General features: G+C 44.6%; 1 protein-coding gene and 1 pseudogene. Both read left to right on the top strand.

Features of this window, described 5'->3' with window-relative positions; translation table 11 throughout:
• Nucleotides 1-146: pseudogene (locus R7Q48_RS27725) on the top strand (SCPU domain-containing protein); the annotation flags it as partial.
• Nucleotides 147-149: 3 nt separating this feature from the next.
• Nucleotides 150-682: spore coat U domain-containing protein (locus R7Q48_RS27730; protein ID WP_318133494.1), on the top strand; the 533-nt coding region annotated here is incomplete at its 3' end.

A 682-nucleotide genomic window follows, 5' to 3' on the forward strand; every position in this document is an offset into this window, starting at 1 on the left:
CCCAAATCGTGCAAAATGGAACGGTGGCGCTTACTGAGTTTACGACCGCAACGGCTCAGACCATTGAGCTTTTTGCGAAAGCTTACGGTACGAGCAGCACTGCGGGATCGTATTCAGATACAATCAGTGTGACATTAAGCTGGTAAACCGTGACCCTGGTTGTTAGAGGCTTTTCACTTGTCGTGATGAGTTGGTGTTCTTCAACTGTACTGGCTGATGTGACAGAAACCTTTCAAGTATCAGCAACAGTAGATACAGGCTGTTTGATTAATGGCGCAGTACAAGAAGAGAGCGCAACGCAAGCTGGACAAATAGGAACGTTGGATTTTGGTGAACATTCTTCTGTTTATGCGGCGGAAGTACAAGGCAGTGTCACATACAGCTCATCACTTACATTAAGTTGTACTCCGGGTATTGCGATGAATGTTTCTCTAAACGGTGGGCTGAATTCATCGGATGGTGTGCGCAAGTTAAAGCATAGCGAAGAGGTCACGACGGTAGACTACTTTTTGTTTCAGGATTTGGATTACACACAAATGCTTGATATCGATACACGATATTCCGTCGATACCACTCAAGACCCAGATAATATTCAGTTTCCTATCTGGGCAAAGGCAACAATAAATGGGAATGAAATAGCCGGAATTTATATGGATACGCTTACGCTGACCTTGGAGTGGTA

It is taken from the genome of Vibrio sp. 378 (genome assembly GCF_033339435.1).